1 protein-coding gene is annotated in these 571 nt (G+C 38.7%); it reads left to right on the top strand.

What is annotated here, in order from left to right:
- Positions 1–571, top strand: a 571-nt coding sequence (locus KH893_RS11575; RefSeq protein ID WP_281166251.1) for a CdaR family protein, incomplete at both ends; no start/stop codon positions are given.

Genomic DNA, 571 nt, shown 5'->3' with positions numbered 1-571 from the left:
ATTGTTCTGTTTGCTTATGTTACTGGAACAACCGGCACCGTCCGAAGCAGCAAAAGCCAACAAAATGAATTGATTACAACGCAAACAACCGACATTAATGTTCCGGTTAATGTCAATATGAACGAGAATAAATATTATGTATCAGGTGTTCCGCAGACAATCAAAGTCAAAATAACCGGGCCCTCGGGACTAATTACCTCAGCACAGAATTCGCAAACGATCCGAGCGACAATTAATTTGGAAAAACCAAAAATCGGTTCACAAAATGTTTCTCTTAAATTGACAGGCTTGTCTGATACGTTGGCTAAGACGCTTGATCCGTCAAGCTTGACGGTGAACGTTTCTAGAAAAATTTCTAAGAGTGTACCAATTGTTGCAACTTATAATCGGGATAATATTGCCAGCAAATATGTTGTTTCTGGTTTTAAGATTTCGCAAACAAAAGCAACAGTTACCGGTCCTTCGGATTTGGTTAAAGTCGTTAATCATATTTCGACGAGTTTGAATGTTCCGGCAAATACGCAGGCAAGTATTAGCAAAAATATTGCTTTGAAAGCCGTTGACAAAAATG

The organism is Liquorilactobacillus sicerae (genome assembly GCF_029916425.1).
GTDB lineage: Bacteria > Bacillota > Bacilli > Lactobacillales > Lactobacillaceae > Liquorilactobacillus > Liquorilactobacillus sicerae.
This window is presented reverse-complemented; position numbering and strand designations above follow the sequence as displayed.